The organism is Microvirga brassicacearum (assembly GCF_008757455.1).
GTDB classification, from domain to species: domain Bacteria; phylum Pseudomonadota; class Alphaproteobacteria; order Rhizobiales; family Beijerinckiaceae; genus Microvirga; species Microvirga brassicacearum.
Genome location: NZ_VCMV01000013.1, coordinates 451,508 through 470,786 on the forward strand (window position 1 = coordinate 451,508; position 19,279 = coordinate 470,786).

The window sequence follows — 19,279 nt, forward strand, 5'->3', positions numbered from 1 at the left end:
CCTCCGCCGCCAACAAATGCCTCACCGGTTCTTTTCTCTGCGCGCGACGTTAAGCTAGAGTCCCGGCGATACGTCACGAAAGAGATACAATGAAGCGCGTTCCGTCCCATGGCCTCCAGGTTGCCCCGATTCTTCACGATTTCGTCGAGCGCGAGGTGCTTCCGGGCACCGGAATCTCGTCCGAGACGTTCTGGACCGGTCTAGCGGGCCTGATTCGGGACTTTGTGCCGCGAAATCACGACCTGCTGGCGGTCCGTGACGATCTTCAGCGCCGGATCGATTCGTATCATGCCGCCCGTGCCGGTCAGCCTGTCGATGCGGCAGGCTACGAGGCGTTCCTGCGGGAGATCGGCTACATTCGGCCGGAGCCGGACGCGTTCGCGGTGTCGACGAACACTATCGACGACGAGATCGCACGCATCGCAGGCCCGCAATTGGTGGTGCCGACCTCCAATGCGCGTTACGCCCTCAACGCCGCGAATGCCCGCTGGGGCAGCCTTTACGATGCGCTCTATGGCACCGACGCGATTTCGGAAGAAGGCGGCGCTGCCCGCACGGGCGGCTATAACAAGCTGCGCGGCCAACGGGTCGTCGCGCGGGCGCGGGAGTTTCTCGATCAGGCTGTGCCGCTTGCCGCGGGCAAACATGCCGACGCTGTTTCCTATGTGGTGGAGGGCGGCTCCCTGAAAATCGGGCTGCAAGGCGGCGGCGAGACTGTCCTTGCGAACCCGGGGCAATTTGCCGGCTACCGTGGCGAGGCCTCGCACCCATCGGCGATCCTTCTGCACCACAATCGGCTTCATATCGAGATCAAGATCGATCGGGAAAGCCGCATCGGTGCGGAGGATCCGGCGGGCATTTCCGATATCGAGATCGAGTCGGCGATTTCCACCATCATGGATCTGGAGGATAGCGTCGCGGCCGTGGACGCTGACGACAAGGTGCTGGTCTATCGCACCTGGCTCGGCCTGATGAAGGGCGACCTGTCGGAGCGGTTCGAAAAGGGCGGTCGCATGATCGAGCGGCGCCTCAATCCCGACCGGATTTATTCGACGCCCGACGGGAAAGAACTTCGTCTCAATGGCCGCAGCCTCATGCTCGTGCGCAATGTGGGTCACCATATGGAGACGGACGCGGTGCTCGACGGTGCGGGTCAAGCAATCCCCGAAACCATTCTCGACGCCGCGATCACATCGCTCATTGCGATTCACGATCTCAGATCGACGGGCGAGATCCGCAACAGCCGCGCGGGTTCGGTCTATATCGTGAAACCCAAGATGCATGGGCCCGATGAGGTGGCTTTCGCCAACGATCTTTTCGCGCGCGTCGAGGACATGCTCTCATTGCCGCGTAACACCCTGAAAATGGGCATCATGGACGAGGAGCGCCGCACGACCGTGAACCTGAAAGCGTGCATTCGCGCCGCCAGCGAGCGGATCGTTTTCATCAATACCGGTTTCCTCGACCGCACGGGCGACGAAATTCACACCTCGATGGAAGCCGGCCCCATGGTTCGCAAGAACGACATGAAGGCGACACCCTGGATTAAGGCCTACGAGGATGCGAATGTCGATGCGGGCCTCGCCTGCGGGCTTCCGGGCAAGGCGCAGATCGGCAAGGGCATGTGGGCCGCCCCCGACAGAATGGCCGATATGATGACGCAGAAAATCGGCCACCCGATGGCCGGCGCGAACACCGCGTGGGTTCCGTCCCCCACGGCCGCGACCTTGCACGCGCTTCACTACCATCAGGTAGATGTGCAGGAACGGCAGGATGAACTGAAGAAGCGTGCGCCCGCAAAGCTCGCGGACATTCTGACGATTCCGGTTTCGCAATCGAACTGGGCACCCGATGCGGTGCAGCAGGAACTCGACAACAATTGCCAGGGCATTCTCGGCTATGTGGTGCGCTGGATCGACCAGGGCGTCGGCTGTTCCAAAGTCCCCGACATTCACGATGTGGGTCTGATGGAGGATCGCGCGACCCTTCGCATCTCCAGCCAGCACATCGCCAATTGGCTTCATCACCGGATCGTATCGCGGGATCAGGTGGAGCAGACCCTCCGGCGCATGGCCGAGATCGTGGACCGGCAGAATGCGGGCGACCCGCTCTATCGGCCGATGGCACCGAAATTCAACGGACCGGCATTCCGTGCCGCGAGCGATCTCATCTTCAAGGGCCGCGCTCAACCGAACGGCTACACCGAGTGGGTGCTGCACGAGCGCCGCCGCGAAGCCAAAGGTCATCCCGCTGCGCAGGCCTGAACCTTGCGACGCGGGCGAGCCGCACAAGCCGTCGCCGCTCGCGTCCAAACGACCAACCTCTTCCTCCGGAGCTTTCAATGACTCTCAAATCAAAAGCAGCTGTCGTGACCGGCTCGACGAGCGGCATCGGCCTTGCCATTGCGCGCGCGCTCGCAAAGGAAGGCGCCTCTGTCGTCCTCAATGGCTTCGGATCCGCGGACGACATCGAGAACGCGCGTGCGGCAATTGAGCGGGAATACGGCGTGAAGGCGATCTATTCGCCCGCCGATATGTCGAAGCCCGACGAGATCGCCGCCATGATCCGGCTTGCCGAGGAAACCTTCGGCTCGGTCGATATCCTGGTCAACAATGCGGGCATTCAATTCGTGTCGCCGATCGAGGACTTCCCGGTCGAGAAGTGGGATCAGATCATCGCCATCAATCTTTCATCCGCGTTTCACGCCATCCGGGCCGTGGTGCCCGGCATGAAGGCGCGCGGTTGGGGCCGTATCATCAACACGGCGTCCGCTCACTCGCTTGTGGCATCGCCCTTCAAGGCCGCCTACGTGGCGGCGAAACACGGCATCGCCGGCCTGACGAAGACGACCGCGCTGGAAGTCGCGACGCACGGCATCACGGTCAATTGCATCAGCCCCGGCTACGTCTGGACCCCGCTCGTCGAGAAGCAGATTCCCGACACGATGAAAGCGCGCGGTTTGAGCAAGGAGCAGGTCATCAACGACGTGCTGCTCGAAGCGCAGCCGACGAAACAATTCGTCACCGTCGATCAGGTCGCGGCGCTCGCGCTCTTCCTCTGCTCGGATGCTGCGAGCCAGATGACGGGCGCCAATCTCTCGATGGATGGCGGCTGGACCGCGAAGTAGGTCACGCGTCGGCGAACGCGTCCGTTGCCTCGATGAGGTGACGCTGGATCCCGGGCTCGGAAAACGCATGGCCGGCATCCGGCACCATGACGAACCGTGCCTCGGGCCAGGCCTTGTGCAGGGCCCAGGCGGTGGCCGCCGGTGTCGCCACATCGTAACGGCCCTGAATGATCACGCCGGGAATGTTTTTCAGGCGATGGGCATCGCGAATGAGCTGCCCCTCCTCGAAGAACCCTTCGTTGACGAAGTAGTGGTTTTCGATGCGGGCAAAGGCGAGGGCGTAGTGCGCCTCGGCGAACTGGTTTGAATAATCTTCGTTCGGCAGAAGGGTGATGGTCTCGCCTTCCCACAGGCTCCAGGCCGCGGCGGCCTCCTGCTGGACAATAGGGTCGGGACCGGTCAGGCGCCGCCGGTAGGCCGCCATCAAGTCGCCCCGTTCGGCCTCGGGAATAGGCGCGAGGAAGCGCTCCCATTTGTCCGGGAATAGCCAGGACGCACCCTCCTGATAATACCAGAGGAGCTCGGCGCGCCGCAGCGTAAAGATGCCCCGCAAGATCAGTTCGCTGACGCGCTCGGGATGTGTTTCCGCATAGGCAAGCGCGAGCGTGCTCCCCCACGACCCGCCGAACACCATCCATTTCTCGACGCCGAGCATCTGTCGGAGACGTTCGATATCCGCCACCAGATGCCAGGTCGTGTTCGCCTCGAGACTCGCATGGGGGATCGAGCGGCCGCAACCGCGCTGATCGAACAGGAGAATGCGATACTTCTTCGGATCGAAGAGCCGGCGCTGGGACGGCGAACAACCGCCGCCGGGGCCGCCATGGAGAAAGACGACCGGCTTGCCCGCAGGATTGCCGCACAATTCCCAATAGACCCGGTGTCCGTGACCCACGTCGAGCAAGCCATGCTCGTAGGGTTCGATCTCGGGATACAGCGTGCGCATAGGGGCAACTCCAAACGATCGCGGAAATTTATCTCCTCACATACCGGTAGGGCACGCAGCTGTCAGCCCTGTCGCCGTTCTGAGCCGGCTCAAGAATCTCCCGAAAGCGCTTGAAAAACGATGGCGTGTCGTCGGAGTGTCATGTAATTTTGCAACTGGGGAACACGGGTCGAACCCGGACCACACTGGAGGATTGAGATGTTGACCAAGCGCGCCAGCCTGAAACTGGCTACGGCTTTTGCTGCCCTGATGGTTGCCGGATCGGCGCAAGCTGCCGAAAAGCTGCGGTTGCTGACCTGGGCGGATTACGCTCCTGCCGATATCGTTCAGCAATTCACGAAAGAAACCGGCATCGAGGTCGAGATCACGCTCTCGAACAACGAAGAGATGATCTCCAAGCTCCGCGCGACGCAGGGCGCCGGCTTCGACCTCGTCCAGCCGAGCCAGGACCGCATCGCGGGGCCGCAGCAGGAATTCGGCATCTATAAGCCGCTCGATCTAGCAAAGCTGAAATCCGACCTGTTCATCGCCTCGATGCTCGAAGCGACCAAGAAGAACACCACGCTCGGCGGCAAGGTCTACGGCGTCCCGCACATCTGGGGCACCGATGGCCTGGTGGTGAACACCAAGGCTGCTCCCGCGGTGGCGGATTACAACGATCTTTGCGCTCCGGCTGTTGCCGGCAAGGCGAGCTTCCGTGCCAAGCGTCCGACGTTGATTGCCTTCGCGTTCGCCAACGGCATGGATCCGTTCGCTTCGTATGGCGACGCCAAGGCCTACGCGGCGATGATGGACAAGGTCGGCGCCAAGCTCGCCGAGTGCAAGAAGAACGTGAAGTTCTTCTGGGACGGCAAGGATCAACTCCTGAACGCTCTGCGCACCGGCGAAGTGGTTGCGGCCATGGCGTGGGATACGGGCGGCTGGAAACTGAACTCCGAAAACCCGGAGATCAAGTTCATCGCGCCGAGATCCGGCGCATTGGGCTGGATCGATACGTTTGCGATCCCCGCGAAGGGCCGCAACGACGACGCGGCCTACAAGTGGATCAACTTCAACATGCGGCCTGAAATCGCCGCGAAGGTTGCAGCCGCTGCGGGCAACTTCACGGCATCGAACGGTGCCGACAAGCTCATGCAGGGCAAGCTGAAGGAACAGTTCGCCGAGAGCTTCCCGAAGGCCGCCATCGACAACATCAAGTGGTATCCGGCGGTGCCTGCCGGCATCGAAGAGATCGAGGGCAAGGTTCTCGATCGTCTGAAAGCCGGCTCGTAAGCGGTACCCGATTGATCATCATCCCCCGGTTCGCCGGGGGATGACTTTTTGTGTGCACGCAATCCATGGCTTCATCCAACGATCTCGATATCGTCCGCGTCACCAAGCAGTTCGGCGCGCATTTCGCCGTCAACGACGTGACGTTCAGCGTCGCCCCGGGGGAATTCTTCTCGATTCTCGGCCCGTCGGGATGCGGCAAGACCACCCTGATGCGCATGATCGCCGGGTTCGAGAATCCAACCTCCGGCGACATTCGCATTCGCGACAAATCGATGATCGGCGTTCCGGCCAATCGCCGCCCGGTCAATATGGTTTTTCAGAGCCTTGCGCTCTTCCCGATGATGAGCGTGGGCGAGAACGTCGCGTACGGCATGACCTGCCGCGGCGTCGGACGCGCCGAGGCCGACGAGCGCGCGACGCGGATGCTGGAGCGGGTCGGGCTGAAAGGTTTCGGCGACCGTCAGGTGACGGCCTTGTCCGGCGGCCAGCGCCAACGCGTGGCGATTGCCCGCTGCCTCGTCCTCGAGCCGACTCTCGTGCTTCTCGACGAGCCGCTTGGCGCGCTCGATCTCAAGCTGCGCGAGCACATGAAAATCGAGCTGAAACAGCTGCAAGGCACCTTCAACACGACTTTTGCCTACATCACCCACGACCAATCGGAAGCGCTGGTGATGTCGGATCGGATCGCCGTGATGAATCAGGGCAGGTTCGAGCAGGTCGGCAACCCGCGCGAGCTTTATCATAACCCCGGAACGCCGTTCGTCGCGAGCTTCGTCGGTGAGACGAACCGGTGGCAGGGTGCTGTCTCTGCCGGCTCGAATGGTGCGGTCACCGTGCGCCTGCCGTCCGGTGTCTCACTGCACGGCCAGGGTCAGGCGGTCGCCGGTGACGCGCTTTGCTTCGCGCGCCCCGAGGCTATTGCGCTCGCATCTGACGCCGCAGGGTTGAGCGCGCTGTCCAACCGCTTTGAAGGCCGTGTTTCCGCCGTGCTGTTCGACGGCGCCAATTCGAGCCTGCTCATCGACACCCCCGGCTTCGGCCAGCCGGTTCGCGCCGTGCTGCCGCAGGCAGGCGCGCTTGCGGGCATCAATGTAGGTGCGCCGATTCACCTGGGCTGGTCGTCGGATGCCATGAAGGTTTTCGCCGCATGACAACGGCGCAGCGCCTGACGCTTTTCCTCATGATGGCGCCGGCGATCCTCTGGCTCGGCGTGCTGATCGTTCTGCCGCACGTGGAAATCCTGATCCTGTCGTTCAGTGAACGCGTGGCGCCGCGTGTTTATCAGTTTGGGTTCGGCAATTATCTCGAGTTCTTCACCGAACCGCTCTACTGGCGCACCTTCGCGCGCACGGCGATCATGTCGATCCTGGTGACGGCCATCACGCTCGTGCTTGCCTTTCCCATCGCGCTCTATATTGCGCGGGTGGCGCAGGGGCGCGTGAAGGCGATGCTGCTGTTGCTCTGCCTGTTGCCGTTCTGGGTTTCGGAACTGGTGCGGACGCTTGGCTGGATGATGCTGCTGCGGGAAACCGGCATCATCTCGTATATGCTGCGCATGACGGGCCTCGCCGACCAGCCGGTCGAACTTCTCTACAATGACGGCGCGGTCATCCTCGGGCTGGTCTATGGCGGATTGCTGTTCATGATCGTCCCGCTCGCGAACGCGCTCGAGAGCCTTGATCCTTCGGTTGTCGAGGCAGGCTACGATCTCGGCGGCTCGCGCTGGACCGTGCTGCGCCGCATCGTCGTGCCCCATGCGATGCCCGGTATTGTCGCGGGTTCGATCATCGTTTTCATGCTGACCGTCGGCAATTTTGCGACACCGGTGCTGCTTGGCGGCAAGAACGGCCTGTGGTTCACCGAACAGATCTACGCGCAGTTCATCACGCGCTTCAACTGGCCGCAGGGAGCAGCCTTCGGCATGCTCCTCCTTCTGCTCTCATCCGCCATTGTCTGGGCCGGTTTGCGTCTGACCCGACAGGGATTGGGCACCACATTGCGGCAGGCATGATCCGATGAACCGTCCCCCGCTTCTTTGGAAATTCTACATTGCGGCGTTCTATATCTTTCTGTTCGCGCCGCTCGTGGCCGTGGCCGTGTTCGCCTTCAACGCGAGCCCGTTTCCTTCGCCGCCATGGCGCGGCTTCACACTGGAGTGGTTCACCGGAACCGCCGCCGTGTTCGGAAAGCCCGGTGTGCTGCAGGATCCGATCTGGCTCACCACCATCGGCAACTCGCTCAAGGTGGCACTCCCCGTAGCCCTGCTTGCCGTCGTCATCGGCACCGTCAATGCGTGGCTGCTGGAGCGCGCGCAGTTTCCCGGCAAAACGTTCCTCGCCATGATGATGCTGTGGCCGCTCGTCATTCCGGGCGTCGTGCTCGGCATCTCGATCCTGGCCTTCTTCTCCCGCGTCGCGAACACGCTCGAAGACTGGCTTCAGATGGATCTCGACCCGTTGCGCCCTGGTCTGTCGCTGGTGGTGCTCGGACAATTGTCGTTCATCTTGTCCATCTCTACGCTGATCATCGCAGCGCGGCTGCGCAAATTCGATCGCTCGCTCGAGGAGGCCGCCTTCGATCTCGGCGCCAGTCGCGCGCGCGTCCTGCGCACGATCACGCTGCCTTTCCTCCGCCCCGCTCTGGTGGGCGCCGGCCTCGTGGCGCTCCTCATGTCGTTTGAGAATTTCAACACGACGCTGATGCTCGTCGGCTCCGACGCGCCCCTGCCGATCACCATGTACGGTCAGATGCGCGAGGGCGCGACGCCCGCGATCAACGCCGTCAGCCTGCTGGTCATGCTGGCCGTCGGCGGAATCGCGAGCCTGTTCGCGCTGACGTCGAAGTCGCAGTCGTAAGACGCCTGCGACTCACTGACCCCAGGTGCGCTCCAGAACGTTGACCCAGTTCTCATAGCAGAGCTTGCGCAGGGTCGCCTCGTCATAGCCATGCCGGCGCATTGCATCCACGAGACGGGGGAGGCCGGCGACATCGCCGATCTCGGCCGGAATGGTCGCACCGTCGAAATCGGATCCTAGCCCGACGCCGTCGACGCCCACATGCTCGATCAGATGATCCATATGGCGGATCATCTCCTCGAGAGGCGTGTGCTCGTTGCGTCGTCCATCGGAGCGGATGAAGGAGGTCGCGAAATTGACGCCGACCATGCCCTTGCTCTCGCGGATGGCGGCGAGCTGCTTGTCGAGCAGGTTGCGCGAATGCGGGCTGATCACGTGCGCGTTGGAATGGGTCGCGACAAGCGGCGCATCCGAAATTCTCGCCACATCCCAGAAGCCCTTCTCGTTCAGATGCGAGAGGTCGATCATGATCTTGCGCTGGTTGCAGGCGCGGATCAGTTCGCGGCCGAGATCCGTCAGGCCGGGTCCCGTATCGGGGCCGGAGGGATAGCGGAAAGGGACGCCGTGACCGAAAATGTTCGAGCGGCTCCAGACCGGCCCGATCGACCGCAGGCCGCTTCCGTAGAGAACGTCGAGCAGATGGAAGTCGGGATCGATTCCCTCCGCGCCTTCGATATGCAGGATCGTGGCGAGTGTGCCGGTCTTGATGCAATTGCGGATGTCCGCTGCTGTCCGGCAAACCTTCACCTCGCCCTTCGATGCGCGCTCGATGCGCAGCAACAGGGCAGCCATGTGGATCGTCACCTGCTGGCTTGGTGCCAGTTCAAGCTCGGACGGGAGCGGGATGTCGTATTGGGGTTTCGCCATCATGTCGTCGATGTCGGGCCCCGTTCCTTGCGACGACACGTAGACGGCAAAGAAACCGCCGACGAAACCGCCCTGTCTCATGCGCGGCAAATCGAGATGGCCGAGGTTGTCGCCTTCGAGAAAGTCGCGCTCCGGATGCGCCTTTCCGCGGATCAACCGCAGGAGGACGTCGTTGTGGCCGTCGAAGACTGGCATCAGATCTGAGCGTGACATGTGTGCACCAAATACGAAGGAACGATGTGGAAGAGTTCAGACGAGGACGGGTTCGACGCCGTCGCGCGCAAAGCCCTGACTCGCTTGAATCAACGCGCGCGTATATTCGTTCGCAGCCTGGCCTGAGCGCAAGGCCGCTGCCGTTGTTTCTTCAACGGCCTCGCCCTGTCGCATGACGAGAAGGCGGTCGCACAGATGCGCCACCACCGCCAGATCATGGCTGACCAGCACATAAGTCAGGCCGAGCCTGACGCGCAATTCGTCGAGCAGATTGAGCACTTCCGCCTGAACCGATGCATCGAGGGCCGAGGTCGGCTCGTCGAGGAGCAGAATTTTCGGCCGCAGGATCAGCGCGCGCGCGATCGCGATGCGCTGGCGCTGTCCGCCGGAGAGCTGATGCGGATAGCGAAAGCGGAACGACGGCCCGAGCCCGACCTCGCGCAGCGCTTCGAGAATGCGCGCCTCCGCATTTTTTTCGCCATGGATGGCAAGAGGCTCGGACAGCGTGCGGTCAACCGTGTGCCGGGGGTGAAGCGACGCATAGGGGTCCTGAAACACCATCTGGGCGGTGCGGTAGAAGGATTTGTCGCGGGGAGATTTCACCGCCTGGCCGTTTACCATCACGCGCCCGCCCGAAATCGGCGCAAGCCCGCAGACGGCGCGCAAGACCGTGGACTTGCCGGAGCCGGATTCGCCCACAAGGCCAAAGGAGGCGCCGGGTTCGACGTGGAAGCTGACGTCCTTGACCGCATCGACGCGCAAGCGTCCGGTGCCGAAGACGACGGAGAGATTCTGGATATCGAGCATCGGTTCCGTCATAGCGCCCAGGCCGGATCGCGGTTGAGGGTCGGCAGCGGGCGAATGTCGTCCTTCAGTTTCGGAAGGCAGTTCATGAGCCCTTGCGTGTAGGGATGCTTGGCCTCGCGAAGGTGCCTTGCCTCAAGCTCCTCGACCACGTGGCCTGCATACATGACAAGCACGCGGTCACAGAAGGACGAGACGAGCTTGAGGTCGTGCGAGATGAAGATCAAGCCCATGCCGCGTTCCGCCACCAGCTCATCGAGAATGCGCAGGACTTCCATCTGCACGGTTACGTCGAGGGCGGAGGTGGGTTCGTCGGCAATCAGCATGTCGGGGTCGGTGACCAGCATCATGGCGATCATCGCCCGCTGCCCCATTCCGCCCGAAACCTCGTGCGGATAGAGACTGAAGACGCGCGACGGATCCCGCATCTTCACGGCCTCCAGCATTGCAAGTGTCTTGTCGCGGGCTTCCCCGCGGCTCGCCTTGCGATGCGCCTGATAGGCCTCGATGATCTGCTCGCCGATGGTCATGACCGGATTGAGCGAATATTTCGGGTCCTGCATCACCATGGAAATCCGCCCACCGCGCAACGTCCGCAACGTGCGCTTCGAGGCGGTCAGCAGATCGATCCCGTCGAATGTCAGGCGCTTCGCAACGACCTCGCCAGGCGGAGGCGTGAGACCCAGGATGGCACGGCCGGTCTGCGATTTGCCGGAGCCGGATTCGCCCACGATACCGAGCCGCTCGTGACCGAGCTGGAACGAGACGCCGCGGACGGCTTCGACGATGCCGGTGCGAAGATGAAAACGGACGCGAAGGTCCTCGACCTCGAGAAGGGGCTTTGTCATTTGGCGGCCTTCGGATCGAGCACGTCGCGCAAGCCGTCGCCGAGCAGGTTAAAGCCGAGGCTGACCACGAAGATCGCGGCGCCCGGCATGGCGGCGACCCACCATTGATCGATGAGATAGTTGCGGCCGGTCGCGACCATCGCGCCCCATTCGGGCATCGGTGGCTGTGCGCCAAGTCCCAGGAAGCCGAGGCCCGCGGCGGTCAGGATGATGCCCGCCATGTCGAGCGTCACGCGCACGATCAGCGACGAGAGGCAGAGCGGCACCACGTGACCGAGGATGATCCGCGGCGTCGATGCACCCTGCAGCTTCACGGCCGCGATGAAATCGCTGTTGCGGATCGTCAGCGTCTCGGCGCGCGCGATGCGGGCGTAGGGCGGCCACGACGTGATGGCGATGGCGATGATGGCGTTGTCGATTCCCGGACCTAGAGCGGCGACGAAAGCCAGTGCGAGGATAAGGCGCGGAAACGCCAGGAAGATATCGGTGATGCGCATCAGCACCGTGTCGACCCAGCCGCCGAGATAACCCGCGACCGTGCCCATGGCGAGGCCGATCGGCGTGGCGATGATCGCCACCAGCATGACGACCCACAGGGTCGTGCGCGAGCCATAGACGACGCGCGAAAAGATGTCGCGCGCCAGGTCGTCGGTGCCAAACCAGTGAGCAGCGCTCGGCGGAAGCAGCCGCTCGGTGCGCAGATTGCCGCCGATGATCGGCGAGTAGGGTGCGATCAGGTCGGCGAAGATCGCGACCAGAATCAACAGCAGCACGACGCCGAGGCCAAGGACCGCGAGCGGGTTCTTCGAGAACGCGCGCCAGCCGAGATAGAAGCGGCCGAGGCGCGCCTGCCAACGCGAGGCGGGTTCAGGAGATAACAACCAGGCGCGGGCGCCCGACGGCTGTTGCACAAGCGGAGCGCCGGTCATCGGCGGGTCCTCGGATCGAGCAGGTGATAGAGCAGGTCGGAGAGAAGGTTCAGGAGCACGAAGACGGTTCCGATAATGAGCGTTCCGCCGAGCACCGCATTCATGTCGGCATTCTGCAGCGAATTGGTGATGTACTGACCGAGCCCCGGCCAGGCGAAGACCGTTTCGGTCAACACCGACCCTTCGAGCAGGTTGGCATAGGAGAGCGCGATCACTGTGACCAGCGGGACGGCGGCGTTGCGCAGGGCGTGGCGCCAGATCACCCGGATCTCCGACAAGCCCTTCACCCGCGCGGCGATCACGTATTCTTGCGCCAGCTCATTCAGCATGAAAGAACGCGTCATGCGGCTGATATAGGCAAGCGAGAAATAGCCGAGCAGGCAGGCGGGAAGCGCCACGTGCGAGACGGCGTTCCAGAACGCATCCATCTGCCCCTGCATCAGCGTGTCGATGAGAACGACGCCGGTCACAGGCGTGTAGAGATACGAATAGGTGACGTCGAGGCGTCCCGGTCCTTCGACCCAGCCGAGTTTGGCGTAGAACAGCAAAAGGCCCATGAGCCCGAGCCAGAAGATCGGCACCGAATAGCCGACGAGGCCGAGCAGCCGAACGAGCTGGTCGATCCAGCTTCCGCGTCTGACCGCGGCGAGAACGCCGAGCGGAACGCCGACGAATACGCCGATCAACGTGCCGAGCGTCGCCAGTTCGAGCGTCGCCGGAAAGGTGTTCATGATGTCGGTCATCACCGGATTGGTGGTGAGCACCGAATTGCCGAAATCACCGGTGACGGCTTTCTTCACGTAGATCACGAACTGCTCGGCAAGCGGACGATCGAGGCCGAGCTCCTGCCTTGCGCGCTCATAGACATGCGGTGGCGCGCGGTCGCCGACAATTGCCAGCACCGGATCGATCGGCACGACGCGGCCGATGAAGAAGGTGACGGCAATCAGACCGAGCAGGGTCGTCGCCAGCACCAGAATGAATTTGACCGTTTTTGTAAGCAAGAAGCGGAGGGCACCGGCGTGCCCTCCGCCCCGAATCATGGTTGCAGAAGCCATTGAAAAATTAGTTCTTCTTGGCTTGAGCGACGCTGTTCGTATCAAACGACGGACCAATTACGATGCCGTCGACATTCTTGCGGGAGGCCATAACCTCGATCTCCTGCAGCATGATGACAAACGGGCCATTGTCCAGAACTGCCTGCTGCAGGTCCTTGTACATGGCAGCTCGCTTCTCGGCGTCCTTTTCAAGAACCGCCGCGCGCGTCTGCGTGGTCAGCGGACCCGGATCCCAGGCATTGCGCCATGCGAGAGGCTTGGCCTTGGCACCGTCCGAGTTGTCGTCGTTCGCCGCGAAAGTGTCAGCGTTGGTGTTCGGGTCCTGATAGTCGGGTCCCCAGCGGCCGATATAGATGTCGTGCTGGCGAGCGCGGTACTTGGTCAGCGTCTGCTTGCCGTCGCCGGGAATGATCTCCAGCTTCACGCCGGCTTGCGCGAAGGTCTGCTGGATAGCCTGCGCCATTCCGGTCGTGTCCGCCGTGGAACGAGTGTCCATCGTCACCGTGAAACCGTCCTTCAGGCCAGCCTTGGCGAGAAGTTCCTTCGCCTTGGCGACGTCGAGCTTGTACTGGTTCTCATTGATGGCACCGAGGAAGCCCTTCGGCAGGAAGGCCTGGTGCACCTCCGCCTGGTTCTTCATGATCGTGTCGGCGATTGCCGAATAATCGACCAGGTACTTCAGCGCCTGCCGCACTTCAGGCTTGGCGAGGTTCGGGTTCTTCTGGTTCAGTCCGAGATACCAGACGCCGCCCTTCGGTCCAGACGCGACCTTGATGTCGGTGTTTGTCGAGAGAGCTTTCAGCTCTTCCGGGTTGAGATTGCGCGCCACGTCCACGTCGCCCTTTTCGAGAAGCAGGCGCTGCGTCGCGGTCTCCTTGATGTGGCGATAAATGACCCGTGCAAGCGGGGTCTTCTTTTCGAAGTGCGGGTTGCGCTCGAGGACGACGACCTCGTTGGCCTTCCAATCGCGGATCGAAAAGGGGCCCGAGCCCGCATAGTGCGTCTTGAGCCAGCCATAACCCAGGTCGCCGTCCTTTTCGTTCTGCATCACGAGCTTCTTGTCGACCACGGAGGCGACCGTCGACGTCATGCAATAGAGGACGAAGGTGGGCGCGTAGGCCTTGTCGAGCTCGACCGTGACGTCGTTGCCCGAAGCCTTGATCTTGTCCTTCACATTGTCCTTGGTCAGGCCGAACTGGCCGAGGATGAAGGCCGGGGACTTGTCGAGGAGCACGGCGCGCTGCAGCGAGAAAGCCACGTCTTCCGCCGTCAACGGATTGCCCGACGCGAACTTCTTGTTCGGACGGATCTTGAACGTGAAGGTCTTGCCGTCCGGCGACACGGTCCAGGACTCGGCGACTTCACCGTAGATCTTCGAGACGTCCTTGTAATCGTAGTTGATCAAGCGCTCATAGGTATTGCCGGCGATTTCGGACGCTGTGAACTCGAAAATTTCGGCCGGGTCGAGCGAGATGATGTCATCGATCGTCCAGGCTTGGACCAGGGTGTCCGGCGGCGTCGCGGCCTGAACGGCGGAGAATGATGTCGCCATGGTCACCACCATGGCTGCCGACATCAGAAATTTTGGCATGTGTTTCATGTGACCGAGTCCCTCACGGCGCTCAGGGCGCCTTTTGTGCGTTCGTATGAATACAAATCGCACAGGTTCTGTCGAGTCTCTCAACTGGTTTTGAAGTGGTAAACTTGAGCGCAGGGTGGTCAACTTGCGGGCAGCGTCATTCGCTTGGCGGCCGCATCCGGGCCGGCGGGCTTGGCCTGCGCAGGTCAAGTGTGGCAAAGGCAAAGCGCAACGACTGCATCGGGTGAGGACAAAGTGCCAGAAGAAACCAGCAAGCCGGCGGCCAATTCCATGTGGGGTGGACGCTTCTCGTCGACGCCGAGCGCGCTCATGGAAGCCATCAACGCCTCCATCGGCTTCGACAGGCGCCTTGCCGCGCAGGACATCCAGGGTTCTGTCGCTCACAGCGCCATGCTGGCGCGCCAGGGGATCATCACCGAGGACGACCGGGCGGCCATCCATGAGGGCCTGCAGCGCGTGCTCGGAGAGATCGAATCCGGGGCGTTTACCTTTTCAACGGCTCTCGAAGACATTCATATGAACGTGGAGAGCCGCCTGCGGGAGATCGTGGGCGATCCGGCGGCCCGGCTCCACACCGCGCGCAGCCGAAACGATCAGGTGGCGGTCGATATCCGCCTCTGGGTCCGCGACGCCCATGACCGCACCGACGAGCAATTGACGGCGCTCATGCGGGCGCTTCTGGCCAAGGCGGAGCCGCACGCGGCAACCGTCATGCCGGGCTTCACGCACCTTCAAAGCGCCCAGCCGGTGACCTTCGGTCATCACCTCATGGCCTATGTGGAGATGTTTGCGCGCGACCGTGGGCGCATCCGCGATTCCCGCAGGCGTCTCAATGAATGCCCGCTGGGCGCAGGCGCCCTGGCCGGGACCTCGTTCCCGATTGACCGGCATCAGACCGCGACGGCGCTCGGTTTCGACGGCCCGACCCGCAACTCGCTCGATTCTGTCTCGGATCGCGACAGCCTTCTGGAATTCCTCGCGGCTGCCTCCATCACGGCCATGCACCTGTCGCGTCTCGCGGAAGAGATCATCTTCTGGATGTCGGCGCCCTTCGGCTTCGTGCGCCTGCCCGACCGCTGGACGACCGGGTCGAGCATGATGCCGCAAAAGCGCAACCCCGACGCTGCCGAGCTTGTCCGCGGTAAGACGGGAAGGGTCGTCGGGTCGCTGGTCGCTCTGCTGACGGTCATGAAGGGCTTGCCGCTGACCTATTCCAAGGACATGCAGGAAGACAAGGAACAGCTTTTCGATGCGGCCGACACCATCGAGATCGTGCTCGCCGCTATGACGGGCATGGTCCAGGATCTCGAACCCGTGCCGGAGCGCATGGCGGCGGTTGCCGGCGCCGGTTTCTCGACGGCAACCGACCTCGCCGACTGGCTCGTCCGCAGCCTCAACATCCCGTTCCGCGACGCCCACCATGTCACGGGGCGCATCGTCTCGGAGGCTGAAAGGCGGGGATGTACCCTGGAGGAATTGCCTCTCGAGGCCATGCAGACGGTCGAGCCGCGCATTCATCAGGGCATCTATGACGTTCTCGGGGTGGAGAATTCCGTGCGCTCAAGGACGAGCTTCGGCGGCACCTCGCCGACGAATGTTGCAGAGCAGATCGCGTGGTGGCGGGAGCGCGTATAACGTTCGCTCAAGGTGCAAGGTCAGCCTCTTGATCGGCCGACTTGCGATGTCCATATGGGTATCAGCACCCGCAAGGGTTGTCTGAGTGCCGCATGAGCGGGCTCAAACCAACGAAGTGCCTCTAACCTCGGGCTTCGAACATGTCGCGTCAGTCGCCCTTCGGGCATCCGTTTTTGCTGGGTTTCGACGAGATTGAGCAGGCGCTCGATCGCGTCGCGAAAGCCGGTGGGGACGGTTATCCTCCCTACAACATCGAGCGCTTGGCGCGCACTCCAAACGATCCAGAGCGTCTCAGGATCACCCTCGCGGTTGCCGGATTTACCCGGGACCAGCTTGAAGTGACCCTAGAGGAAAGCCAGCTCGTGGTCCGGGGTCGTCAAATCGATGACAAATCGAGGCACTTCCTGCATCGCGGCATCGCCGCCCGTCAGTTTCAGCGTGCATTTCTCCTTGCCGAGGGCATGGAGGTCATGGGCGCGGATTTGGCGAATGGTCTCTTGTCGATCGACCTTGTCCGGCCCGAGCCGGATCGGATCGTTCGCAAGATCGTCATCGCCTCACCTGACGCCAAGTGACGCTGCCGCGAAGGAGAAGGACATGAATATCACTCTGAGAACGCCCGCAGAAACGCCGTTCAACCCGGCGGAACTCGCGGCTTTGGGCGAGGGGCAGATGGCGTATGTTCGCCCGATGCAGTCGGAGGACGTGGCGCGGTTCTTCCCTCAGGCTCCGAAGATCGAGCCCGGTCTGCAGCTTTTCGCGCTGCTGTCCGCGAGTGGCGAACCGATCATGCTGACCGACAGCCGCGATGCGGCCGTCGCCAATGCGTGGGCGCACGATCTTGAAACGGTGAGCCTCCACTAGGTTTAATTCCGATCATCTGGAGCATGACACCAGCCGAGCCGTTTTCGGCCATCATGCTCCAGAGGCTGCCCGCCGCTCAACCGATGGCCTCGATGGCCTGGATCAGCCTCTCAAGGTCCTCCGGGCGAGACAGCCGGTGGTCGCCATCCTTGATCAGCGTGAGCGAGACGTTGTCGCCGGGCAGATGTTCGACGAGGCGCATCGCGTGGGTCCAGGGAACGTCCGGATCCTTCATTCCCTGCAAAATATGGACCGGGCAACCGGTCTGGATCGAGGCGTCGAACAGGAGATGCCTGCGCCCGTCCTCGATGAGGCCCATGGTGATGGGATACGGCTCCTCGGAATATTCGGATTCCCGCAACAGGACGCCCGTTTCCTGGATCGACCGTTTCATCGTGACCGTGAAGCGATCCCACATCAGTCGCTCGGTGAAATCGATGGCGGGCGCGATCAGGACCATTCCGGCGGGCGATGGGCCACCCGTTTCGGCAAGGTGGCGGGCCACTAGAAGCGCGATCCAGGCACCCATGGACGAACCGACGAGGATCGACCGTTCGGCCACGAGACCCCTGATGACGCCGAGGCTGTCATCGAGCCAGTGCGTGATGGTGCCGTTCTCGAACCGTCCTCCCGATTCGCCGTGGCCCGAATAGTCGAATCTGACGAAGGCTCGACCGGCTCTCTCGGCCCAGGCGGCCAACGTTTCGGCTTTCGTCGAGCGCATGTCTGATTTATAGCCGCCGAGCCAGACCACCGGAGGGCCGCTTCCTTCCTGGGTCAGCGCGGCGATCATGCGCGCCTTGTCGCCATGGCCGATCGTCAGGGTTTGCCGCATGGTTAACTCATCCTCAACTGCTTTTAACGCAACGTTCTGCAACGTCTCTCCAAACAAGGCTCTTACATCGGTGAGTTTTTCAACGCGACCCGGGGGAGGGCCCGCCTTCCCGGCTTCCAGCTTTCATCCGCTGGCGGGTCGGACGATCCTCCAGATCATTCCCGAGCTTGAGGCCGGCGGCGCGGAACGCACGGCCGTGGACGTCGCCGAGGGCCTGGTTCACGCGGGAGCGCGTGCTCTCGTCGCGACCGAAGGCGGCAGGCTCGTTGGCGAATTGCAGGCGAAAGGCGGGGTCTGGGTGCCGTTCCCGGCCGCCACCAAGAACCCGTTTTCGATGCTGCTGAACGTGCGCCGCCTCGCTCGCATCTGCCATCGCGAGAAAGTGTCGCTGGTCCATGCCCGCTCCCGCGCGCCGGCCTGGGTGGCGCTCGGCGCCGCGCGATCGCTGAACATTCCGTTCGTGACGACCTATCACGGCAGCTATGCCGGTCGCTCCTCCGTAAAGGTCCTCTACAACTCGGTGATGTCCCGTGGCGACCTCGTCATCGCCAATTCGCATTATACCGGCGATTTGATCCGCTCCCTCTATCCTCAAGCGACGGAACGGGTGCGGGTCATCCATCGGGGAACCGACTTTTCGGTGTTCAGCCCCGCGGCCGTCAGCCCCGACCGGGTGGAAAACCTCCGCAAGTCCTGGGGCGTCGCGCCGCATGAGCGGGTTGTGCTTCTGGCAGCCCGTCTCACGGGATGGAAGGGCCAGAAAGTATTGGTCGAGGCGGCAGCCAAGCTGCGCGACACCGGCATTTCCGATGTCGCCTACATTCTTGCGGGAGATCCGCAGGGGCGCGATTCCTACGTAAAGGACCTCGACAACCTGATCGCGGCGCGCAAGCTCAAGGGCATCGTCCGCCGTGTCGGACATTGCACCGATATGCCGGCAGCGTTCCTGGCAGCCTCGGTGGTGACCGTGCCGTCGACCGAACCGGAGGCATTCGGCCGCTCGGCGGTCGAGGCGCAGGCCATGGGCACGCCGGTTGTCGTCTCCGATCTCGGCGCGGTGCCCGAGACGGTGCTGGCTCCGCCCGTCGTCTTGCCGCAGGAGCGGACCGGATGGCGCATTCCCCCAGGCGATGCGGACGCGCTGGCGGGAGCTCTCGACGCGGCGCTGGCGCTCGGCGCGAGTGCCCGAATTGCGCTCGGCGCCAGGGCGAAGCGCCACGTCGAACAGCACTTCTCGCTGGAGCGGATGGTCACGAGCACGCTGGAGGTCTATTCCGCGTTGCTGGAAGGCCGCTTCCCACGCAGAACAAGTTGACTTCGCGCGCATTTGCGCGAAATGTCGAAGCATTCGCGGAACCGGTCAGGAATCGGCGGGAGCACTTGTGCTTTCCGAACTCCGACCCCCGCTCAACAGGAGATACGAGCC

At 62.7% G+C, this 19,279-nt stretch carries 18 protein-coding genes; 10 read left to right on the forward strand and 8 right to left on the reverse strand.

Annotation, left to right across the window (positions count from 1 at the left end):
• Nucleotides 1-89 precede the first annotated feature (89 nt).
• Together FEZ63_RS09675 and FEZ63_RS09680 are read left to right on the forward strand one after the other, a co-directional pair.
• Nucleotides 90-2,264, forward strand: a complete 2,175-nt coding sequence (locus tag FEZ63_RS09675; protein WP_150943723.1) for a malate synthase G — start codon at nt 90-92, stop codon at nt 2,262-2,264.
• 77 nt (nt 2,265-2,341) lie between these two features.
• A complete protein-coding gene (locus FEZ63_RS09680) occupies nt 2,342-3,127 on the forward strand; it encodes a 3-hydroxybutyrate dehydrogenase (protein WP_150943725.1) in 786 nt (261 codons plus the stop codon).
• Nucleotide 3,128: 1 nt separating this feature from the next.
• Here FEZ63_RS09680 and pip read toward each other — a convergent pair whose 3' ends face one another.
• Entirely contained in the window at nt 3,129-4,073 is a 945-nt protein-coding gene (pip, locus tag FEZ63_RS09685; RefSeq protein ID WP_162419719.1) for a prolyl aminopeptidase, read from the reverse strand.
• A 198-nt stretch (nt 4,074-4,271) separates the two neighbouring features.
• Between pip and FEZ63_RS09690 the strand changes: the two genes are divergently transcribed.
• From FEZ63_RS09690 to FEZ63_RS09705, 4 genes are all read left to right on the forward strand, one after another.
• Nucleotides 4,272-5,345 (forward strand): extracellular solute-binding protein, encoded by a 1,074-nt coding sequence (locus FEZ63_RS09690; RefSeq protein WP_150943728.1) that lies wholly within the window; start codon nt 4,272-4,274, stop codon nt 5,343-5,345.
• Between the two features lie 65 nt (nt 5,346-5,410).
• Nucleotides 5,411-6,496 carry an ABC transporter ATP-binding protein gene (locus tag FEZ63_RS09695; RefSeq protein ID WP_150943730.1) on the forward strand — a complete coding sequence of 362 codons (1,086 nt, stop codon included), beginning with the start codon at nt 5,411-5,413 and terminating at the stop codon, nt 6,494-6,496.
• Nucleotides 6,493-7,356: an ABC transporter permease gene (locus FEZ63_RS09700; protein WP_150943732.1), complete on the forward strand. Its 864-nt coding sequence runs from the start codon at nt 6,493-6,495 to the stop codon at nt 7,354-7,356. The genes FEZ63_RS09695 and FEZ63_RS09700 overlap by 4 nt, the downstream gene beginning before the upstream one ends.
• Nucleotides 7,357-7,360: 4 nt before the next feature.
• The gene (locus FEZ63_RS09705; protein WP_150943734.1) at nt 7,361-8,200 is read left to right on the forward strand and encodes an ABC transporter permease; all 840 of its coding nucleotides are present in this window, start codon (nt 7,361-7,363) and stop codon (nt 8,198-8,200) included.
• Nucleotides 8,201-8,212: 12 nt separating this feature from the next.
• Here FEZ63_RS09705 and FEZ63_RS09710 read toward each other — a convergent pair whose 3' ends face one another.
• Genes FEZ63_RS09710 through FEZ63_RS09735 form a run of 6 tightly spaced genes read right to left on the reverse strand, consistent with a single transcriptional unit; the run spans nt 8,213 to nt 14,519 of the window.
• On the reverse strand, nt 8,213-9,280 hold the full coding sequence (locus FEZ63_RS09710; RefSeq protein WP_150943736.1) for a dipeptidase: 1,068 nt from the start codon (nt 9,278-9,280) through the stop codon (nt 8,213-8,215).
• A gap of 36 nt (nt 9,281-9,316) precedes the next feature.
• Nucleotides 9,317-10,087, reverse strand: a complete 771-nt coding sequence (locus FEZ63_RS09715; protein ID WP_150943738.1) for an ABC transporter ATP-binding protein — start codon at nt 10,085-10,087, stop codon at nt 9,317-9,319.
• An 8-nt stretch (nt 10,088-10,095) separates the two neighbouring features.
• Complete coding sequence (locus tag FEZ63_RS09720) at nt 10,096-10,932, reverse strand: ABC transporter ATP-binding protein (RefSeq protein ID WP_150943740.1); 837 nt, start codon at nt 10,930-10,932, stop codon at nt 10,096-10,098.
• The gene (locus tag FEZ63_RS09725) at nt 10,929-11,861 is read right to left on the reverse strand and encodes an ABC transporter permease (protein ID WP_150943742.1); all 933 of its coding nucleotides are present in this window, start codon (nt 11,859-11,861) and stop codon (nt 10,929-10,931) included. The genes FEZ63_RS09720 and FEZ63_RS09725 overlap by 4 nt, the downstream gene beginning before the upstream one ends.
• Nucleotides 11,858-12,919 carry an ABC transporter permease gene (locus tag FEZ63_RS09730; protein ID WP_420846267.1) on the reverse strand — a complete coding sequence of 354 codons (1,062 nt, stop codon included), beginning with the start codon at nt 12,917-12,919 and terminating at the stop codon, nt 11,858-11,860. Before FEZ63_RS09730 ends, FEZ63_RS09725 begins: the two co-directional genes overlap by 4 nt.
• A gap of 7 nt (nt 12,920-12,926) precedes the next feature.
• The gene (locus FEZ63_RS09735; RefSeq protein WP_150943744.1) at nt 12,927-14,519 is read right to left on the reverse strand and encodes an ABC transporter substrate-binding protein; all 1,593 of its coding nucleotides are present in this window, start codon (nt 14,517-14,519) and stop codon (nt 12,927-12,929) included.
• 270 nt (nt 14,520-14,789) lie between these two features.
• On the opposite strand from FEZ63_RS09735, the gene argH reads away from it, so the two are divergent.
• The 3 genes from argH to FEZ63_RS09750 all read left to right on the forward strand — a co-directional run bounded on the left by argH (nt 14,790) and on the right by FEZ63_RS09750 (nt 17,018).
• On the forward strand, nt 14,790-16,154 hold the full coding sequence (gene argH / locus FEZ63_RS09740; protein WP_150944176.1) for an argininosuccinate lyase: 1,365 nt from the start codon (nt 14,790-14,792) through the stop codon (nt 16,152-16,154).
• Nucleotides 16,155-16,294: 140 nt separating this feature from the next.
• Entirely contained in the window at nt 16,295-16,729 is a 435-nt protein-coding gene (locus FEZ63_RS09745; RefSeq protein WP_150943746.1) for an Hsp20 family protein, read from the forward strand.
• Between the two features lie 22 nt (nt 16,730-16,751).
• The gene (locus tag FEZ63_RS09750; protein ID WP_150943748.1) at nt 16,752-17,018 is read left to right on the forward strand and encodes a BQ00720 family protein; all 267 of its coding nucleotides are present in this window, start codon (nt 16,752-16,754) and stop codon (nt 17,016-17,018) included.
• Between the two features lie 76 nt (nt 17,019-17,094).
• Here the strand turns inward: FEZ63_RS09750 and FEZ63_RS09755 are convergent, their stop codons facing one another.
• Nucleotides 17,095-17,853 (reverse strand): alpha/beta hydrolase, encoded by a 759-nt coding sequence (locus FEZ63_RS09755; RefSeq protein ID WP_150943750.1) that lies wholly within the window; start codon nt 17,851-17,853, stop codon nt 17,095-17,097.
• A gap of 70 nt (nt 17,854-17,923) precedes the next feature.
• On the opposite strand from FEZ63_RS09755, the gene FEZ63_RS09760 reads away from it, so the two are divergent.
• Complete coding sequence (locus FEZ63_RS09760) at nt 17,924-19,168, forward strand: glycosyltransferase family 4 protein (protein ID WP_244622725.1); 1,245 nt, start codon at nt 17,924-17,926, stop codon at nt 19,166-19,168.
• The last annotated feature ends 111 nt before the right edge of the window (nt 19,169-19,279 follow it).